At 66.2% G+C, this 18,702-nt stretch carries 15 protein-coding genes; 6 read left to right on the plus strand and 9 right to left on the minus strand.

Annotated features, from left to right (window positions below):
- The first annotated feature begins 75 nt into the window (after window positions 1–75).
- Window positions 76–1,230: a helix-turn-helix transcriptional regulator gene (locus A9975_RS00085; protein WP_183030841.1), complete on the plus strand. Its 1,155-nt coding sequence runs from the start codon at window positions 76–78 to the stop codon at window positions 1,228–1,230.
- Between the two features lie 9 nt (window positions 1,231–1,239).
- Here the strand turns inward: A9975_RS00085 and A9975_RS00090 are convergent, their stop codons facing one another.
- Window positions 1,240–2,130: a LysR family transcriptional regulator gene (locus tag A9975_RS00090; protein WP_183030842.1), complete on the minus strand. Its 891-nt coding sequence runs from the start codon at window positions 2,128–2,130 to the stop codon at window positions 1,240–1,242.
- Between the two features lie 156 nt (window positions 2,131–2,286).
- On the opposite strand from A9975_RS00090, the gene A9975_RS00095 reads away from it, so the two are divergent.
- The 4 genes from A9975_RS00095 to A9975_RS00110 all read left to right on the plus strand — a co-directional run bounded on the left by A9975_RS00095 (window position 2,287) and on the right by A9975_RS00110 (window position 6,221).
- Window positions 2,287–3,495 (plus strand): CaiB/BaiF CoA-transferase family protein, encoded by a 1,209-nt coding sequence (locus A9975_RS00095; RefSeq protein WP_183030843.1) that lies wholly within the window; start codon window positions 2,287–2,289, stop codon window positions 3,493–3,495.
- Between the two features lie 69 nt (window positions 3,496–3,564).
- Window positions 3,565–4,026, plus strand: a complete 462-nt coding sequence (locus tag A9975_RS00100; protein ID WP_183030844.1) for a MaoC family dehydratase — start codon at window positions 3,565–3,567, stop codon at window positions 4,024–4,026.
- Between the two features lie 19 nt (window positions 4,027–4,045).
- On the plus strand, window positions 4,046–5,206 hold the full coding sequence (locus A9975_RS00105) for an acyl-CoA dehydrogenase family protein (protein WP_183030845.1): 1,161 nt from the start codon (window positions 4,046–4,048) through the stop codon (window positions 5,204–5,206).
- Window positions 5,207–5,219: 13 nt separating this feature from the next.
- A complete protein-coding gene (locus A9975_RS00110; protein ID WP_183030846.1) occupies window positions 5,220–6,221 on the plus strand; it encodes an acyl-CoA dehydrogenase family protein in 1,002 nt (333 codons plus the stop codon).
- A 29-nt stretch (window positions 6,222–6,250) separates the two neighbouring features.
- On the opposite strand, the gene A9975_RS00115 is transcribed toward A9975_RS00110, so the two are convergent.
- Window positions 6,251–6,925, minus strand: a complete 675-nt coding sequence (locus tag A9975_RS00115) for a TetR/AcrR family transcriptional regulator (RefSeq protein WP_183030847.1) — start codon at window positions 6,923–6,925, stop codon at window positions 6,251–6,253.
- Between the two features lie 177 nt (window positions 6,926–7,102).
- Between A9975_RS00115 and A9975_RS00120 the strand changes: the two genes are divergently transcribed.
- A complete protein-coding gene (locus A9975_RS00120) occupies window positions 7,103–8,494 on the plus strand; it encodes an FAD-dependent oxidoreductase (protein WP_183030848.1) in 1,392 nt (463 codons plus the stop codon).
- 15 nt (window positions 8,495–8,509) lie between these two features.
- On the opposite strand, the gene A9975_RS00125 is transcribed toward A9975_RS00120, so the two are convergent.
- From A9975_RS00125 to A9975_RS00155, 7 genes are all read right to left on the minus strand, one after another.
- Window positions 8,510–10,036, minus strand: coding sequence for a SpoVR family protein (locus tag A9975_RS00125; RefSeq protein WP_183030849.1), 1,527 nt, complete (start codon window positions 10,034–10,036; stop codon window positions 8,510–8,512).
- A gap of 91 nt (window positions 10,037–10,127) precedes the next feature.
- Window positions 10,128–11,405: a YeaH/YhbH family protein gene (locus A9975_RS00130; protein ID WP_183030850.1), complete on the minus strand. Its 1,278-nt coding sequence runs from the start codon at window positions 11,403–11,405 to the stop codon at window positions 10,128–10,130.
- A gap of 37 nt (window positions 11,406–11,442) precedes the next feature.
- Window positions 11,443–13,365 (minus strand): PrkA family serine protein kinase, encoded by a 1,923-nt coding sequence (locus A9975_RS00135; protein WP_150985224.1) that lies wholly within the window; start codon window positions 13,363–13,365, stop codon window positions 11,443–11,445.
- Between the two features lie 432 nt (window positions 13,366–13,797).
- A complete protein-coding gene (locus tag A9975_RS00140) occupies window positions 13,798–14,985 on the minus strand; it encodes an acyl-CoA dehydrogenase family protein (protein WP_183030851.1) in 1,188 nt (395 codons plus the stop codon).
- 99 nt (window positions 14,986–15,084) lie between these two features.
- Window positions 15,085–15,864 (minus strand): enoyl-CoA hydratase/isomerase family protein, encoded by a 780-nt coding sequence (locus A9975_RS00145; protein WP_183030852.1) that lies wholly within the window; start codon window positions 15,862–15,864, stop codon window positions 15,085–15,087.
- A gap of 60 nt (window positions 15,865–15,924) precedes the next feature.
- A complete protein-coding gene (locus A9975_RS00150) occupies window positions 15,925–16,911 on the minus strand; it encodes a tripartite tricarboxylate transporter substrate binding protein (protein ID WP_183030853.1) in 987 nt (328 codons plus the stop codon).
- Window positions 16,912–16,950: 39 nt separating this feature from the next.
- Window positions 16,951–18,693 carry a long-chain fatty acid--CoA ligase gene (locus A9975_RS00155; protein ID WP_183030854.1) on the minus strand — a complete coding sequence of 581 codons (1,743 nt, stop codon included), beginning with the start codon at window positions 18,691–18,693 and terminating at the stop codon, window positions 16,951–16,953.
- Between the last annotated feature and the right edge of the window lie 9 nt (window positions 18,694–18,702).

The raw sequence follows: 18,702 nt of genomic DNA on the forward strand, positions 1-18,702 counted from the left end.
GCCAGCCGTACCGCCACCAGCGGGCCAATAAAAAGAGCAAAGCAGGATCAGGCGAGAGCCACCGGGGAAAACACTATGGGCGAACATCCGTCGGCGGATGAAGACTTCCATCGTCTGATCGATTCGATCTACGAGTCGGCGCTTGACGTCACCGCCATGCCAGCCGCGCTGGATCTCTTCTCCCGCTATACCGACATCGAAAGCCCGCATTACCTGGTCTGGGACAAGCTGTCCGGGCAAGCGCGCCTCGGCGTCACCCCGCATGGCTGCTTCCCGGCGCAGGGCACCTACGTGCCGGAAGGCCTGCATGCGCTGGCGAGCCTGCCCAGGCGCGCGCTCGCGGGCGATCACCCTGGCGACCCGCAGGACGGCGCGCCCTGGCGCGCGCCGGCGCATGGTGCCGACCTGGAGCATGGCGTGCGCCTGCTCGATACCGCCGAGGTCTGCGTGCTGATGGGCGGCACGGACCGGGGCGGCCGCCTGGACACCGGTTTCGACGGGGCGCAGGGCTCGAGCCACCGCAGCAAGCGGCTCGCGCGCGTGCTGCCGCACTGGGCCCGCGCCGCGCGCATGCAACAGCGCAACTTCGAGTTGAGCGGCCTGGCAGCCCTTGGCCTGGCCGGGCTGGATACGCTCGACTTCGGCGTGATGGTGCTGCAGGCCGATATGCGCGTGCGCTACGCCAATATCTGGGCCGAGGCGCTGGTGCAGGCCGACAGCCAGCTTGCGCTGGAAAACGGCATGCTCAAAGCCCACGACCAGACCCTGCACGCCACCCTGCACAAGCTGCTCGACCGCGCCATGCAATCCCGTGGCGGCGAGGCGGCGGCCGGCTCGTGGATGCACATCACGTCGGGTGGCCAGCCGGTGCCCATCATCGTGCTGCCGCTGGTGGCCCGCCAGCCGGTGGAAGGCCCGTGGCAACTGCCGTTCGCGATGGTGCTGATGGGCAATTCGGAATCGCGCTCGGTGCTCGACAGTTCGGTGCTGACGTCGCTGTTCGGACTGTCGCGCAAGGAAAGCCTGATTGCCATCCGCCTTGCCGCCGGCGAAACCCTGGCCGAGATCGCCGACCACGAATTCGTTTCGCCGCACACGGTGCGCGTGCATATTCGCGACATCCTGCGCAAGACCGGCACCCATCGCCAGAGCGAGCTGGTGCGCCTGCTGCACCTGCTGCCGGGCGTGGCGCTGGAGCGCGCCGGCGCGGCGCGTGGCGCGCGCGCCTGATCCGCCGGCCTAGGCGACCACGGTGCTGGCTACCTCCAGCAGGCGCTGCACTTGCCGGTCATCGCTATCCGTGGACGTGGCCAGCGCGATGCCGATGCGCGCCGCCGGCCGCGGACTGGCCAGCCGCAGGAAACGCACGCGCCGGTTGATATAGCGCGCCGCCACGCTGGGCACCAGCGCCACCCCCAGGCCGCTTTCCACCAAGCTGACGATGGTCTGCACCTGCACCGCCTCTTGCGTCACACGCGGCACGAACCCGGCTTGCTGGCACAGCAGCATGGCGATGGCCTGCAGGTTGGGCACCTCGGCGCTGGGATGCATGATGAAGGGTTCCCCGGCGAGCGCCTTGAGCGCAATCGTGTCACGCTCGGCAAATCGGCTATCGGCCGGCACCGCCGCCACGAACTCGTCGTTCTCCAGCGGCATCAGCGTGTAGCCGCCGCTGTGCAAGATAGGAAAACGCACCAGCCCGGCATCGAGCTGATGGCGCTCAATCCGGTCCAGGATCGACGCCGAGGTGGATTCATGCAGGATCAGCTCGATCCCCGGGTGAGCGGCCCGAAACGCCGGGATCAGCTTGGGCAGCAAGGCGTAGGTTGCCGAGCCCACAAAGCCCACGCGCAGTGCGCCGCGCTCGCCATGCGCCGCCGCCAGCGCCGCCGCGCGAGCCTGGCCGGCATGGAACAGCGCGCGCCGCGCGTCATGCAGCGCGGCTTCGCCAGCCTGGGTCAGCCGCACCCCGCGCGAGGTACGCACGAACAGCGGCGTGCCGAGCGCGTCTTCGAGCTTGCGGATCGAGATGGACAGCGGCGGCTGCGCCATGTGCAGGCGCTCGGCCGCGCGGTGGAAGTTGCCGGTTTCGGCCAGGGCGACGAACTGCTGAAGTTGACGAAGGTCCACGCTGATGTCCGCATTGATATCTGGAAGATATCGAATCCTAAAAATCTAATATTAGACGCAAGCGACCCGCCTGATCTACCCTGTGGCATCCGGCGCGCCCCCGGGCACCCCGCCCGGCGCAAGCCAGGCACAAGAACAGACAGGAGACACCCAGGCATGTTGCCCCTCTCAGGCATCCGCGTGATCGACCTATCCACGGTCGTGATGGGCCCTTACGCCAGCCAGTGGCTAGCCGATCTCGGCGCCGAAGTCATCAAGGTGGAGCCCCCCGAGGGCGACTCCACGCGGCGCACCGGCCCGGCCGCCGAGGATGGCATGTCGGCCATCTTCCTGGGCGTGAACCGCAGCAAGAAAAGCGTGGTGCTCAACCTCAAGCTGCCCGCGGCGCAGGCCGCGCTGGAGCGCCTGCTGGCCAGCGCCGATGTGTTCATGCACAGCATGCGCCCGCAAAAACTGGCCGGCCTCGGGCTGGACCCCGCCGACGTGATGGCGCGCCACCCGCGCCTGGTCTACGTGAGCTTGCTGGGATTTGCCGAGGATGGCCCCTACGGCGGGCGCCCGGCCTACGACGACATCATCCAGGGCCTGTCCGGCAATGCCGCGTTGATGGCCGCGCAGACCGGCACCATGCGCTACTTCCCCACCATCGCGGCCGACAAGACCAGCGCTCTGGTGGCGGCGCTGTCGATCTCGGCCGCCATTGCCGGGCGCGAGCGCCAGGGCGGCAAGGGAACCCTGGTGGAAGTGCCGATGTTCGAATCGATGGTGGCCTTCAACCTGGTCGAGCATCTCTATGGCCAGCACTTCGAGCCGCCGCGCGGGCCCACCGGCTATCCGCGCGTGCTGGCGCCGCTGCGCCGGCCCTACCAGAGCGCCGACGGCCACGTCTGCATGATGCCGTACACCGATGCGCACTGGCGCGACTTCTTCACCGCCGCGGGCCGGCCCGACCTGGCCGCCGACCCGCGCTTTGCCGGCATCGCCGCGCGCACGCAGCATATCGAAACCCTCTATGAGCTGACCGGCGAGATCGTGCGCACGCGCACCACCGCCGCCTGGCTGGCGCTATGCGAAACGCTGCAGATCCCGGTGGCGCGGGTCAACCAGCTCGCCGAGCTGGTGGATGACCCGCACCTGCGCGCCACGGGCTTCTTCGACACGCTGGAGGACCCGGCCATGGGCACGCTGCGTTTTACCGGCGCTCCGGTGCGCTTTGACGGCCAGCGCGCGGCGAGCGCGCTGCCGCCACGCCTGGGCCAGCACACCCGCAGCCTGCTTGGCGAAGCGGGCCTGAGCGGTGAGCAGATCGATGAGCTGGGCCGCACCGGCGCGGCCTATTGTGCGTCGCCGGCCACTAATGCCTAACCCTGCCGCATTCCCGCTCCTAACATAAAGGAAGCCGGCCGCCGATGGCGGCCCTCAACAGGAGACGCCGTGCCCCATACCCAACTCCCCCGCCTCGGCCAGGGCTTTTATTGGCAAGACATCAAGGAAGGCCAGGCCTTCCAGACCTTCCGCCGCACCGTGACCGAGACCGACCTGATCAACTTCATTTCGGTCACCGGCATGCTGGAAGCGATCTTTATCGAAGCGGGCTATGAAAGCGGCGCCATCCATGGCCGGCCCGTGCCCGCCGCGCTGACCTACGCCATGATCGAAGGCTTCATCCTGCAGACCATGATCCAGGGCACGGGGCTGGCCATGCTGGAGCTGACGCAGAAGATCCATGCCCCGGTGATGGTGGGCGACACCATCTGGGCCACGGTCACGGTGACCGGCATCCGCCCCACTTCGCGCAACGGCCGCGCCGTGGTGGACTCGGACATCGAAGTCTTCAACCAGCGCCATGAGCGTGTCATGACGTATTCCGCCCGGCGCTTGCTGGCCGGCCGCTAGCCACACGGAGACCCCTGTCTTGACTTCACTGCCCAGCACGTTCCAGCTGACTGCCTTGCCGCCGGCCGCTGCCGCCTTCCGCCGCGAGGTGAAGGCATTCCTGGCCGAACACCTGCCAGCCCTTGCGCCCGAGATCCGCGCCCGTTCATGGATGGGCTTCAACGCCGATTTCAGCCGCGCGCTGGCGCGGCGCGGCTGGGTGGGCATCACCTTGCCCGCGCAATATCGCGGCGCCGGGCTCGATCCGTTCTCGCGCTTCGTGCTGGTGGAGGAACTGCTGGCCTGCGGCGCGCCGGTCTCGGCCCACTGGATCGCCGACCGCCAGAGCGGGCCGCTGATCCTGCGCTACGGCAGCGACGCGCAGAAGGCCTTCTACCTCCCGCGCATCTGCAAGGGCGAGGCCTTCTTCTGCATCGGCATGAGCGAGCCCAACTCCGGCTCCGACCTGGCCAGCGTCGCGACCCGCGCCACGCCGCAGCCGGACGGTGGCTGGCGCTTGAACGGCCGCAAGATCTGGACGACCAACGCCGATCGCTGCCACTACATGCTGGCGCTGGTGCGCACCTCCGGCACGGGTGAGGACCGCCAGCGCGGCTTGTCGCAGGTCATCATCGACCTGGCCGCGCCGGGCGTGACCGTGCGCCCGATCCGCGACCTGGCCGGCGACGCGCATTTCTCCGAAGTCAGCTTCGAGGACGTGATGCTGCCTGAAGCAGCCCTGGTGGGCCGCGAAGGCAGCGGCTGGGAGCAGGTCAACGCGGAGCTGGCCTTCGAGCGCAGCGGGCCGGAGCGGCTGTACTCCAGCGTGGTGCTGCTCGATACCTGGATCGCGGCGCTGCGGCGCGCGCCGGCCGCGCGGCGCGACACCGTCACCATCGGCCGGCTGGCTGGCCGGCTGGCGGTGCTGCGGGCCATGTCGCTGGCGGTGACCGCCCGGCTTGCCGCAGGCGAGAGTCCGGTAGTGGAAGCCGCGCTGGTCAAGGACCTGGGCACGGAGTTCGAGCAGTCCATTCCGGCACTGGCACAGGCCGCGCTAGGCGACGATCCACACCTCGCCGCCGACCCCGACCTGTACCGCACCCTGGCCTACGTCAGCCAGGTCGCCCCGTCCTATTCGCTGCGCGGCGGCACGCGCGAGATCCTGCGCGGCATGATCGCCCGGGGCCTTGGCCTGCGCTGAACCGGAGTTCCCTATGCATAACGCTTACTCGGACGCGCTCGACAGCGTGCTGCGCGACTGCTGCACGCCCGCCGTCATCCGCGCCATAGAACGCGGCGAAGACCACCTGCCCCTGTGGCAGTCACTGCAAGACAGCGGCTTTGCCGATTGCCTGCTGCCCGAGGCGGCCGGCGGGGCGGGCTTGCGGCTGGACGAACTGGCGCCGGTGCTGTTCGCGCTGGGCCGCCGCGCGCTGCCTGTGCCGCTGGGCCAGACCTTGTTCGCGCGTGCGCTGCTGCACGCCGCCGGGCTGGCGGTGCCGGCCGAGCCCATCGCGCTGGCGAGCTTCGCTATGGAAGAGGACGCCACGGATGCGGTCCTCGTCGCAGGCGGCGCGCAGGCGGCCTGGTTCCTGGTGCAGGAAGGCACGCAATGCATGCTGCTGCCGCGCGCCCGCGCGCAAGTGCGTGCGACCGGCGCCCATGCGGATCTGGCCGTGGTCCTGCCGCGCCCCGCATCGCACGGACTGCCACCGTTCACGCTGCCCGCGGGCACGCTGCGCCAGATCGGGGCCTGCCTGCACGCTGTGCAGCTGGCCGGCGCCATGTCGCATGTGTTCGACATGACGCTGCAATATGCCAACGACCGCCAGCAGTTCGGCCGCGCCATCGGCAAGTTCCAGGCCATCCAGCACCAGATCAGCGTGATGGCAGAACATGTCACCGCCGCGCGCATGGCCGCGCAGATCGCCTGCGCCGGTGGCGGCTGGCAGCCGGACCCGCTGCGCGCGGCCATCGGCAAGCTCAACGCCAGCGAAGCCGTCACGCCAGTGGCCGCCATCGCGCATGCCGTGCACGGCGCCATCGGCATCACCGAGGAGTACGACCTGCAGATCTACACCCGCCGCCTGCATGCCTGGCAGCTGGCGGACGGGTCGCAGGCTTACTGGGCAAGGGTGGTGGGCGAGGCAGTGTGCGGCCAGCCTGGAACGGGCGTGGTCGATCTGGCCCGAAGCTGGAGCACCGACGCGGCCTGAGCCCCGGACGGGACCGGGGCCGGCCAGGATCAGCCGGCGTCGGGTTCGCGCTGCAGCAGGCTCCAGCACAGGCGAACCAGTTCGTCCTCCAGGGCCGGGCTGCCGAGCAAGGGCGATCGCTCCAGCGCGGCCGAGCGCACTACCCCGAACAAGGCCCGTGTGAGCGCGAACATCTGGGCCGGGGCGGGCAAGCGCAGCGCGCTCATGCCCAGCGCCTGCAACTGCGCGCCGATCCGTTCGCTGGCCAGGCGCAGTGCCGCCGCGGCATCCTCGTCGCGATCATGGCGCCAGGCCAGGCGGGCCAGCGCGCGGCTATGCGCGTCGTAGCCACCGAAGCTGAGCACATAGGCCTGCACATAGGCCCGCAGAGCAGCGCGCGCGGCTTGCGGCTCCGCCAGGCCCGCCGCTGCCGGCATGGCGGCCAGGCGTTCGGCCAGCATCGTTTCCAGGGCCACCAGCGCCGCCTCGCGCTGGTGCTCGATCAAGGTGCGGCCAATTGCCGCGCGGTCTGCAAAGTACTGGTAAAGCGAGCCAACCGAAACCCCAGCCAGCGCAGCAATCTGCTCGGTGGTGGGCTCGGGCTGGGCACGCATCTCGTGCTCGGCAAACAGTTGCGCCGCGGCTTGCAAGATGGCTTGGACGGTATGTTGCGCGCGCTGCTGCGAGGGCTGGCGGCGCTTCGGCGGTTCGGTGGCGGCGGACATGATGGAATCTGAGGAGAAAGCGAATTGGCTGGGACGCGGCAAGCCGATAGATTGTCGCACGGTGCCCCAAGCACGGGCTAACCGGACAAGTCCCAGACCATGCATGCCACTTCCTTGCCTTCACCCGTTCCGCCTGTTCCGCCTGTTCCACTCTTCCCGCCCGCATCGGCGCTGCCGGTGCATTCACCCGGCCCACACCGCGCCCCCGATGTGATCGTGGCCGGCGCCGGCATTGCCGGGCTGTGCGCGGCCGATGCGCTCGCCCGCGCCGGCGCGCGGGTGCGCGTGTTCGAGGCCGCCGGGGATGTCGGCGGCCGCATGCGCAGCGAAACCCTCGGGCCGCATGGCATCGAGTGCGGCGCACAATTCCTGTCGAGCGGCTACACGGTGCTGCCGGCGCTGGCGAAGCGACTCGGCCTGGACGGCGGCCCGGACGGCGGCCCGGATGACTGCCTGCTGGCCGCCAGCGACCTCAACGCGGTGGTGCGCCAAGGCCGGCCGCGCCGCGTGCGCGCGCAAAGCTTGCTGGACCCGCTGCGCAGCGGCCTGCTCGGATTGCCGGCCTGGCTGCGCCTGGGGCTGGCGCTGGGCCGCGAAGGCCGCGCGCTGCGCACGCTGCCGCTCGACGACCTTGGCCAATGGGCGCGCTACGATGCGGGTTCCGCCAGCGAATGGCTTGGCCAGCGTGGTTGCCGCGAGGCGCTCGCCTATGTCACGGAGCCGCTGTTGCAGGGGTTCTATTTCCTCACGCCCGAATCGTCCTCCGCCGCGCTGATGCTGCTGGCCAGCGGCTTCGGCTGGCGCCGCTGTGCCAACACTTCGCTGGCCGGCGGCATGCAAAGCCTGCCACGCGCGCTGGCGCGCACGTTGCAGGTGGAGACCGGGCGGCAGGTCGACTCGATCCGCCAGCAGGACGCGGGCGTGGTGGTGAGCGGCGCGGGCTTCGAAGCCACGGCCGACTACGTGGTGTGCGCCCTGCCGGCACCCGTTGCCCGGCAAGCCTGGACAGGCGGGGATGCGCTGGAGCGCCGCCTGCTGGCGACGCCCTACAGCCGCACCATCAACCTGTCCTTGCTCACACGGCCGGGGTTTCATGTGCCGGCGGCATTGGCGGGCGTCTACGGCGTATTGGTGCCGCGTGCCGAGCGCCGATACGTGGCCGCGCTGGCGCTGGACGCCGGCAAGCACCCGTTGGCGCGTCCCGCCGGCGGACATGGGCAAGTCATCCAGGTCATGCTGGAAGACCGCGCCGCCGCGGATCGGCTGGGCGCGAGCGATGCGCAAATCCTCGCCGACGTGCTGCCCGAGGTCGAGCATTACCTGCCGGGCATCTCGCGGCAATTACGGGACTGCCTGATCACGCGCTGGGCGCAGGCGATGCCCACGGTGCCGGTCGGCCGCGCCGCCGACGTGCTGGCGTACCGCAGCCGTGCGCCGGCATCGCGGCAACGGGTCTTCCTGGCGGGGGACTACGTGAATGCGCCCTACACGGACGCTGCCGCGGCCACCGGCTTATGGGCCGCGCAGGCCATCATGCGGGCGGTGTCATCCACCGCCCGCGCAGGCTGACGCTGCGATGCCCGCTCAAGCCGCCTTGCGATGCCGGCGCTCCGGCTTGCATTCGTACTTGGATTCGCGCCGGCCATCTTCATAGGCCACTTCCAGGCGCACCGTAAAGCCCCACAGCCGCGTGACGTGGCGGATCACCTCGTCGAAGTTCTGCGCCAGCGGGCGGCGGTCGTTCTGCAGGTGGCGCAGGGTCAGGGAGCGGTCTCCGCCCACATCCACATTGGTAATCTGGATGTTGGGCTCCATGTTCGACAGGTCGTACTGGTTGGCCAGCAACTGGCGGATATTCCGGTAGCCTTCGTCGTCATGGATGGCGGTCACGCGCAGCTTGCCTTCGCGGTCGTCGTCGAGCACGGAGAACAGCTTGAGCTCGCGGATCACGCGCGGCGACAGGAACTGCAGCAGGAAGCTCTCGTCCTTGAAGTTGCGCATGGCGAAGTCGAGCGTCTTGCGCCAGTCGCTGCCGGCAAACTCCGGCGCCCAGCGGTAGTCTTCCTCGGTCGGGTGCTCGCACATGCGGCGCAGGTCCTGGAACATCAGGAAGCCCACGGTGTACGGGTTGAGGCCGCTGTAGTAGGGGCTGTTGTATGGCGGCTGGTAAATCACATTGGTGTGCGCCTGCAGCAGTTCCATCATGAAGGCGTCGTTGACCAGGCCTTCTTCGTACAGCTGGTGCAGGATGGTGTAGTGCCAGAACGTGGCCCAGCCTTCGTTCATGACCTTGGTCTGGCGCTGCGGGTAGAAGTACTGCGCGATCTTGCGCACGATGCGCACGATCTCGCGTTGCCACGGCGCCAGCTTGGGCGCGTTCTTCTCGATGAAGTAGAGCAGGTTTTCCTGCGGCTCCGGCGGGAAGGCGGCGTCGCGCTCGAACCCTTCATCGTCTTCCAGCGCGTGCGCGCGGTGCTTGGGCAGGGTGCGCCACAGGTCGTTGACCTGCATCTGCAGATAGCTCTCCCGCTCGGTCTGGCGCGCCTGCTCCTCGGCAATGGAGAGCTTCTTGGGCCGCTTGTAGCGGTCCACGCCGTAGTTCTGCAGTGCGTGGCAGGAATCCAGCAGCAGTTCCACTTCCTGCTCGCCGTAGCGCTGCTCGCATTCGGCTACATAGTTCTTGGCGAACAGCAGGTAGTCGATGATGGCGTCGGCATTGGTCCAGGTGCGGAACAGGTAGTTGCCCTTGAAGAAGGAGTTGTGGCCGTAACAGGCGTGCGCGATGGTCAGCGCCTGCATGGGCATGGTGTTCTCCTCCATCAGGTATGCGATGCAGGGATTCGAGTTGATGACGATCTCGTAGGCCAGGCCCATGTGCCCGCGCTGGTAGCTGCGCTCGGACGCGAGGAAATGCTTGCCGTACGACCAATGGCTGTAGCCCACCGGCAGGCCGGACGACGCATAGGCATCGAGCATCTGCTCCGCGGTAATGATCTCAACCTGGTTGGGATAGGTGTCCAGACCGAAGTCGCCGGCAATGCGTGCGATTTCGCGGTCATAACGCTGGATCAGCTCAAAGGTCCACTCCGAGCCGGTAGAGAGATATGCCATTTACGACCCCCGTTGCGGGTGAAGCTAGGGTTGCGCCCCTCTCCCGCAAAGCGGGAGAGGGGAAAACACCTGCAAAGAAACCAGGGCGGCTTCAGCGGCTGGATGGCCATGCCGCCTTCTTCTGGAACAGGTCATGCAGCACGGGGTAGATCTCGTCCGCCCCGATGATGCGCTGCATGGCGAAGTTCTCATGCCGGTCCTTGACCGCCACATACTCTTCCCACAGGTTCTGCGGCTCTTCCGAAGCCACTTCCACATAGGCGTAGTACTGCACCAGAGGCAGGATGGACTCGCGCAGCAAGCGCCCGCACAACTCCGAGTCACCCGCCCAGTTGTCGCCGTCCGAGGCCTGGGCGCAGTAGATATTCCACTGGCTGGCGGGATAGCGGTCGTGAATTACCTCGACCATCAGTTTGAGCGCGCTCGATACGACCGTACCACCGGATTCACGCGAATGGAAGAAATCTTCCTCGTTCACTTCCTTGGCCACCGTGTGATGACGAATGAACACCACGTCGATGCGATCGTAGTTGCGCTTGAGAAAGAGGTACAAGAGCATGAAAAAGCGCTTGGCGAGATCCTTGCGGCTCTCATCCATGGACCCGGACACATCCATCAGGCAGAACATCACCGCCTGTGCCTGCGGGCGCTTTTTCAGCACACGGTTGTTGTAGCGCAGGTCGAGCTTTTCGATAAAGGGCACGCGCTCCACGCGGGCGCGCAGGTGGCGCATTTCCTTCATCAGCTCCAGCGCCCGTGCCGAGTAAGGCCCGTCCTGCTCCAGCACCTCGCCATACTCCTGCTCCAGCACCGCGAGCTTTTTCTGGTAAGGACTGGACAAGGCAATGCGCCGCCCGAGCGAGCTTCGCATCGTGCGCAGGATGGACAGGTTGGACGGCGTGCCGTCGATCGAGAAGCCAGCCCGGACCTTGCGGACCTCGGCGATCTTGGCAAGGTGGCGCTTGGCCATGTCCGGCAGCGCCATGTCCTCGAAGAAGAAATTGAGGAAATCCTCGCGCGACAGGCTGAAGACGAAATCATCCTCGCCTTCACCCGAATCGCTCGCCTTGGAGCCGCCCCCACCCCCACCTTGCTGCTGGCGGTCGAAGCTGTCCCCCCGGACGAATTTCTTGTTGCCCGGGTGGATCCACTCCCGCCGGCCGCCCTGGCCGTGGTGAAAGGCGGGCTCGGAGATGTCCTTGACCGGAATGGACACCTGCCCGCTTTGCTCGATGTCCATGATCTTCCGGCCGGACACCGCCTTCGCTACCGCCTGGCGTATCTGTTCGCGGTAGCGTTTGATGAAGCGTTGCTGGTTGACGGCACTCTTGTTGCCGCCGTTCTCGCGCCGATCGATGACCGTGGCCATATGCTTGCCCTCGTTTAGAGGCCTCGTTCAGGCGCCGTTACGATGATTTTCTTACGCGCAAATACCACTCCACAAGTAAGCGGACCTGCTTCGCGGTGTATCCCTTCTCAACCATGCGGTTGACGAAGTTCGCGTGCTTGTCCTGATCCTCGCGAGAGGATTTGGCGTTGAACGAGATCACGGGCAACAGGTCTTCGGTGGTAGAGAACATGCGCTTCTCGATCACCATGCGCAACTTCTCGTAGCTGGTCCACGCGGGGTTCTTGCCCGCGTTGTTGGCCCGCGCGCGCAGCACGAAGTTGACGATCTCGTTGCGGAAGTCCTTGGGGTTGGATATCCCCGCGGGCTTCTCGACTTTCTCAAGCTCGTCGTTCAACGCGTTGCGATCGAGAATCTCGCCGGTATTCGGGTCGCGATATTCCTGGTCCTGGATCCACAGGTCGGCAAACACCACGTAGCGATCGAAGATGTTCTGGCCGTATTCGGAGTATGACTCCAGGTAAGCGGTCTGGATCTCCTTGCCGATGAACTCCACGAACGGTGCGGTCAAATACTCCTTGATGTACGACCGCAGCTTGGCTTCCTGCTCCGGCGGGAACTGCTCGCGCTCGATCTGTTGCTCAAGCACATAGAGCAGGTGCACCGGATTGGCGGCTACCTCGGTATTGTCGAAGTTGAAGACCTTCGACAATACCTTGAAGGCGAAACGCGTGGACAAGCCGTTCATGCCTTCATCGATGCCGGCGTAGTCGCGATACTCCTGGTACGACTTGGCCTTGGGGTCGACATCCTTCAGGCTCTCGCCGTCATAGACACGCATCTTGGAGAAGATGTTTGAATTCTCCGGCTCCTTGATGCGGGTGAGCACGGCGAACTGTCCCATCATCTTCAAGGTGTTGGGCGCGCACGGCGCGGCCGACAGCGAACTGCTGCGCAACAGCTTGTCGTAGATCTTCACCTCCTCGGACACGCGCAGGCAGTACGGCACCTTGACGATGTAGATCCGGTCGAGGAAAGCCTCGTTGTTCTTGTCGGCCTTGAAGGTTGTCCACTCGGCTTCGTTCGAGTGCGCGAGGATGACCCCGTCGAAGGGGATCGCGCCGAAGCCTTCGGTGCCCTTGTAGTTGCCCTCCTGGGTGGCGGTCAGCAGCGGGTGCAGCACCTTGATCGGGGCCTTGAACATTTCCACGAACTCGAGCAGCCCGCGGTTGGCCAGGCACAGCCCGCCGGAATACGAGTAAGCGTCCGGATCGTCCTGCGGGAAATCCTCCAGCTTGCGGATATCGACCTTGCCCACCAGCGACGAAATGTCCTGGTTGTTCTCGTCGCCCGGCTCCGTCTTGGAGATCGCAATCTGCGACAGCACCGAGGGGCGCAGCTTGACCACGCGAAAGCGCGTGATGTCGCCGTTGAACTCGTGCAGGCGCTTGACCGCCCAGGGCGAGGCAATGGTGTTGAGATAGCGCACCGGGATGCCGTAGTCCTCTTCCAGGATCTTGCCGTCTTCCTCGGGGGAGAACAGCCCGAGCGGCGATTCATGGATGGGCGAACCCTTCAGCGCGTAGATGGGAACCTGCTCCATCAGCGCCTTGAGTTTTTCCGCCAGTGAGGACTTGCCGCCTCCGGGAGGCCCGAGCAGGTAGAGGATCTGCTTGCGCTCCTCGAGTCCCTGCGCGGCGTGCTTGAAGAAGGCGACGATCTGCTCGATCGTGTCTTCCATGCCGTAGAACTCGCGGAAGGCCGGATAAATCCTGATGACCTTGTTGAAGAACAGGCGGGACAGCCGAGGGTCGTGGTGGGTGTCCACCAGCTCAGGCTGACCAATGGCGGCGAGCATGCGCTCGGCCGCGGTCGCATACGCGGAAGGATCCTTCTTGCAGATATCCAGATACTCCTGGATGCTGTATTCCTCTTCCTTGCGAGCTTCGAAGCGTGTGGCGTAGTGGCCGAAAATGTCCATACCTCACTCCCGTCAGAGTCCCGTCCGAGGCGAAGGTAGATCTACTACAACCTAAGATCTCGCGGCAGCTTTTGCGGCTCCGCCACCCCGGCTTGGCGGTGCTGCCATGTTGCGAAATCTTTACTTCATCATAGTCAAATAACGGCGAAGGCTGAGAGTCGGTTGACGAACTTTTCAACTGCGTTTGCAACGGCGCAACGAATCAGCTCGGCTCACCGTACCACCACTCCAGGCCCCACTCGCGACGGGCATTTGAACCATGTCTTGTGACACACATTACACCTTTCCGATATTCCGTGCACAGCTGCTTTTGTAACGGAATACGCGCTCTTCCCCTCGCAACCCGCGCTGCGCGGGGCTTTGCGGCCAGCCTACTTCCAACGCACTACGACATTGGCATGAGCGGCTAATCGCGCAGCCCAGCGCCCGCCATCACAGCGTGCGGGCCACCAGCTCCTTCATGATTTCGTTGGAGCCGCCATAAATCTTGCTGACCCGCGCGTTCGCGTACATGCGCGCGATCGGGTATTCGAGCATATAGCCGTACCCGCCATGCAGTTGCAGGCATTCGTCGATGATTTCGCAGTTCTTCTGCGAGCACCACCACTTGGCCATGGCCGCGGTGGGTGCATCGAGCTCGCCCCTCAGCAAGCGCACCATGCAATCATCGACGAACGTGGCGGCAATGGTCGCCTCGGTCTTGCACTCCGCCAGCTTGAAGCGCGTGTTCTGCATATCGATCAGCGGTTTTCCAAACACCTGCCGCTCGCGTACGTAGTCGGTGGTGAGCTCGATCGCGCGCTGCATGCTCGCCACCGCACCAAGGGCGATGATCATGCGCTCCTGCGGCAGTTGCTGCATCAGTTGATAGAAGCCCTTGCCCTCCTCGTCGCCCAGCAGGTTCTCCACCGGCACGCACACGTCGTCGAAGAACAACTCGGCGGTGTCCTGGCCCTTCTGCCCGATTTTTTCCAGAATGCGGCCGCGCCTGAAGCCAGGCTGGTCCCGGGTCTCGACCATGATGAGCGAGACCCCTTTCGTGCCGGCATCGGGATCGGTCTTGGCCACCACGCAAACGAGATCGGCATGGTAGCCATTGGTGATGAAGGTTTTTGCACCGTTGATGCGATAGATGTCTCCGTTCTGGGTCTTCTCACGCACCGCTCGGGTGCGTACCGACTTGAGATCCGAACCCGCGCCGGGCTCCGACATGGCGATGGCGGCCACCATGGCGCCTGAAGCCATCTGCGGAAGCCATTTGCGCTTCTGCGCCTCGGTACCGTAGTTGAGCAAGTAATGGGCCACGATGCCGCTGTGCACGCCATTGCCCAGGCTGGTGGCAATGGCGCGTGCCATTTCGTTACAGATTACAGCCTCGTGGGCAAAGTTCCCGCCGCCGCCGCCGTACTCCTCGGGAATGCTGGCGCACAGCAGGCCAACCTCGCCGGCGCGGTTCCAGACTTCGCGGTCGATGTAGCCGCGCTCGGCCCAGCGCGCCTCGTTCGGCACCAGCTCGCGCTCCACGAAGCGGCGTACGGTGTCCTGGAACATGACCAGGTCTTCGCTCATCCAGGGCACCTTGCGGGCGGCCATCGCCATGTTCTTGTCGGAATTTCCCATGTTGTTCTCCTTGATGGTTGCCGGTGTTGCGCGTGATACCGGTGTTGCGTTGCAGCACCACGCGCTTGTTGTTGTGTGCTTGTGGGGTTGTGGGGTTGTTCAGTCGGGCCAGCGATAGCGCGGCGGCTGCTTTTCCAGGAAGCGCGTGGCGGCCTCCTGGCGGTACGCGGTGGCGAAAGCGATACCCTGGCCGTCCGCCTCCATCTCCAGCATGCTGTGCAGGTCCTGGTTCAGCGAGGCATTGAGCGCTTTCTTGGTCAGCGCAACCGCCACCGGCGAGGCTTCGGTAAAGGCCGAGGCAAGCGCCAGCGCGCGCGCCTGCAGCGCCTCCGGCGGCACGATTTCCATCACGACGCCTTGCTCCAGCGCCGCTGCGGCGCTCAGTTCACGCATCGAGAACATCAACGCCTTGGCGCGCTGCAGGCCGATCATGCGCGGCAGCGTGTAGAACACGCCGCAATCCGGGATCAGTCCCAGGCGCAGGAAAGGCAGGCCAAAGCGCGCGCGCGGCGTGGCCAGGATGATGTCGGCCACGAGTGCCAGGCTGAAGCCGGCGCCATAGGCCGCGCCGTCCACCGCCGCGATCACGGGACGGTCGAGGTGGATCAGGTCTTCCAGCCACGGATGGATCGCAGCCAGGCGCTGGCGGCCCTGCTCAGCGCTGATTTCGCCCTGCATCGAGCTGATGTCGCCGCCGGAACAGAAATCCGTGCCCGCGCCGGTGAGGATCAGCGCGCGCACGCTGGTGTCCTGGCGCAACTGGTGCACGACCTCGCCGATCTCGCGGCGCATGGTGCCGTTCAGCGCGTTCTTGCGCTTCGGGAAGTCAAGCGTGAGGGTGGCAACCCCGTCGGCAACGGCGTAGCGAATGGTCTCCATGGCGAACTCCTCTGGGTGGCCCCGGTGAATATATGCGGTAGCAGTCATAAAATCGGCGCTTCAGTCAAGCTGGATGTTGGCGTCGCGGACGATGCGCGCCCACTTGGGCGTGTCCGTCGCGATCACCGCGGCCAGTTCCTCCGGGGACGAGCCCACCGGCTGCAGCCCCATCGCCACCAGCTTTTGCGAGATGTCCGGGAGCCGCACAATGCGGGCGATCTCGGTGGAGAGCCGGGTAACCACGTCGCGCGGCGTATTGGCGGGCAGGAACATCGAGAACCAGCCGTTCGGCTCAAACCCGGAGAAGCCGGCCTGGGCGAAAGTCGGCACCGAGGGAATCGATTTGTAGCGCTGGGTGCCCGTGATGGCGAGGATCTTGAACTTGCCGCTATTCAGGTAGCTATTGGCCGAGGTCACATCGACAAACGCCGAATCCACCTGTCCGCCCAGCACGTCGCTCATCAGCGGCGCGGCGCCTTTGTAAGGAATGTGTGCAAGGTCCACGTGCGCCTGCATCTTGAGCAGTTCGCCATGCAAATGCGAGGAGGTGCCGTTGCCGTAGGAGCCGTAGCTGAGCTTGCCGGCCTTGGCCAGGGCCACGAACTCGGCGAGCGTGGTGGCCGCCACCCGGTTGGGCACCACGAACAGGTCGGAGGACCTGGCCAGCAGTGAAACCGGCGCGAAGTCGCGGGCCACGTCGTACGGGATGCGCTTGTACAGGCTGGGCGACTGGATCATGGCGGTGATGCCGAGCAGCATCGCGTAGCCGTCGGGCGGGGCCTTGGCCACGATGTCGTTGCCGAGCATGCCGCTGGCGCCGGGCTTGTTGTCAACCACCACCGGCTGGCCCCAGGCCTCGGTCAGGCGCTGGCCGATCATGCGTGCGATGGTATCGGTGCCGCCGCCGGCGGGATAAGGCACCACCATGCGGATGGGCCGCGCCGGATAGGTGCCCTGCGCCTGCGCGGGCCACTGCCATCCGCCCAGCAATGCACCGCCGCCCAGCACTGCCGCCTGGCCCAGCCAGTTTCGTCTCGATGTCTTCATGATGTCTCCCATCGTTCTCGTTGTTCTCGTTGTTCTGGTTCAGGCCACGCTGCCGGCGGCGGCCGGTTGATCTCCGCCTTGGTCCTGCTCCAGCTCCTGCAGTGCCCGCCACTGGATCTTGCCGGTGGCCGATTTGGGCAAGGCATCGACAAAACTGACAATGCGCGGCACCTTGTAGGCCGCCAGCCGCTCGCGGCACCACGCCATGATCTGCTCGGCGCTGGCCTCGGGCGTGCCGCGCGCGGCCGGCTTGAGCGCCACCACGGCCTTGACGGTCTCGCCGCGGCGCGCGTCGCGCGCGGCGATCACGCAGGCTTCGTGGATGGCGGGATGCCCGTAGAGCAGGTTCTCCACCTCCGCCGGCCAGACCTTGAAGCCGGATGCGTTGATCATGCGTTTGAGCCGGTCGCGCATGAAGAAATAGCCTTCCTCATCCATGAAGCCGAGGTCGCCGGTGCGCAGGAAGCGCTTGCCATCGATCTCGATGAACGATTCCGCGTCGGCCTGCGGGTTGCGCCAGTAGCCGCGCATGACCTGCGCGCCATGGGCCACGATCTCGCCCAGCTCGCCCTGCGGCAGCTCGGCCAGGGTGTGCGGGTCGATCACGCGCGCGTCCACGCCGAACGTGGCGATGCCCAGGCATTCGCGCTTGGGCCGGTGGCGCGGATTGGACAGCAGGAAGGCGGCGGTCTCGGTCAGGCCGTACGCCTCCACGTATGGCAGGCCAAAGCGCTCCTGCAGCATGGTGGCCACGGCGTCCGGCATGGCGGCCCCACCGCCGCCCAGGTAGGCAAGGCTCGAGAGATTGCGCTCACCGATGCCCGGCTGCGCGAAGAAGTCCACCAGCATGGCGGGCGGCGCGCCCCAGGTGGAAACCTGGTAGCGCTCGATCAGGTCTGCTGCTGCCACGCGATCCCAGCGCGGCAGCAGCACGATGGTGGCGCCCAGGTAAAGCGGCGCGTGGATGCCGTTCTGCATGCCCAGCAGATGGAACATCGGCGCGACCGACAAGCACACGCTCTGCGGGCTGGCGCTGCGCCACAGCTGCGAGCCCACCGCCGCGCTCATCAGCGTGCCGTGCGTATGCATGCAGCCCTTGGGATGGCCAGTGGTGCCCGAAGTGTAGGCCAGCATGCACAGCGTGTCGTAGCCGGCCTCATGCGCGCGCGGGGCATGGCCCGCGGCGTCGGCCTGCGCCCAGGTCGCCAGCGTGGCGCCTGCGGGTGCGCTGGCGGGCAACGGGGCACGCTCGCAAAGCCAGGCGGGCAAGCCGTCGGTGCCGCCGGCGGCCTCGAGCATCTCCCCGTACTGATGCACGATGACATGCGCCAGCCTGGCGCCATGCAGCGGCGCGATCTGCGGATAAAGCTCCGCCGCGACGAAGGCCGCTACCGCGCCGCTGTCCGCGGCCACGTGTTCGAGTTCCCCGGTCAGCCACATCGGATTGGCTGGCACGACCACCGCCTCGGCACGCAGGATGGCGTAGTAGGCCACGATGAACTGCGGGCAGTTCTGGCTGAACAGCATCACGCGGTCGCCCGGCGCCACGCCGCAAGCCTGCTGCAGGTAGCCGGCCATGCGCTCGATCTGCGCATGCAGGCTGGCGTAGGAGATGGCCGTATGGAAATACTGGATCGCGGTCTTGTCCGGATAGCGCCGGGCGGCCACCTCGACGTTGTAGGCCAGGCTGGTGCGCGGCACGCACACCTCGGCGGGCATGCCCGCAGGCCAGTGGGGAGAACGGTAGGCCGCGGCGTGGGTAGCAGAAGCAGCTTGATTCATAAGAAACAC

This window comes from Cupriavidus sp. UME77, from assembly GCF_014170355.1.
Classification (GTDB): Bacteria; Pseudomonadota; Gammaproteobacteria; order Burkholderiales; family Burkholderiaceae; genus Cupriavidus; species Cupriavidus basilensis.

Excerpts from the sequence above, each read along its gene's own strand:
- A9975_RS00085 (WP_183030841.1), top strand. The coding sequence starts at position 76 with ATGGGCGAACATCCGTCGGCGGATGAAGACTTCCATCGTCTGATCGAT.
- A9975_RS00095 (WP_183030843.1), top strand. The coding sequence starts at position 2,287 with ATGTTGCCCCTCTCAGGCATCCGCGTGATCGACCTATCCACGGTCGTG.
- A9975_RS00110 (WP_183030846.1), top strand. The coding sequence starts at position 5,220 with ATGCATAACGCTTACTCGGACGCGCTCGACAGCGTGCTGCGCGACTGC.
- A9975_RS00115 (WP_183030847.1), bottom strand. The coding sequence starts at position 6,925 with ATGTCCGCCGCCACCGAACCGCCGAAGCGCCGCCAGCCCTCGCAGCAG.
- A9975_RS00125 (WP_183030849.1), bottom strand. The coding sequence starts at position 10,036 with ATGGCATATCTCTCTACCGGCTCGGAGTGGACCTTTGAGCTGATCCAG.
- A9975_RS00130 (WP_183030850.1), bottom strand. The coding sequence starts at position 11,405 with ATGGCCACGGTCATCGATCGGCGCGAGAACGGCGGCAACAAGAGTGCC.
- A9975_RS00135 (WP_150985224.1), bottom strand. The coding sequence starts at position 13,365 with ATGGACATTTTCGGCCACTACGCCACACGCTTCGAAGCTCGCAAGGAA.
- A9975_RS00140 (WP_183030851.1), bottom strand. The coding sequence starts at position 14,985 with ATGGGAAATTCCGACAAGAACATGGCGATGGCCGCCCGCAAGGTGCCC.
- A9975_RS00145 (WP_183030852.1), bottom strand. The coding sequence starts at position 15,864 with ATGGAGACCATTCGCTACGCCGTTGCCGACGGGGTTGCCACCCTCACG.
- A9975_RS00150 (WP_183030853.1), bottom strand. The coding sequence starts at position 16,911 with ATGAAGACATCGAGACGAAACTGGCTGGGCCAGGCGGCAGTGCTGGGC.
- A9975_RS00155 (WP_183030854.1), bottom strand. The coding sequence starts at position 18,693 with ATGAATCAAGCTGCTTCTGCTACCCACGCCGCGGCCTACCGTTCTCCC.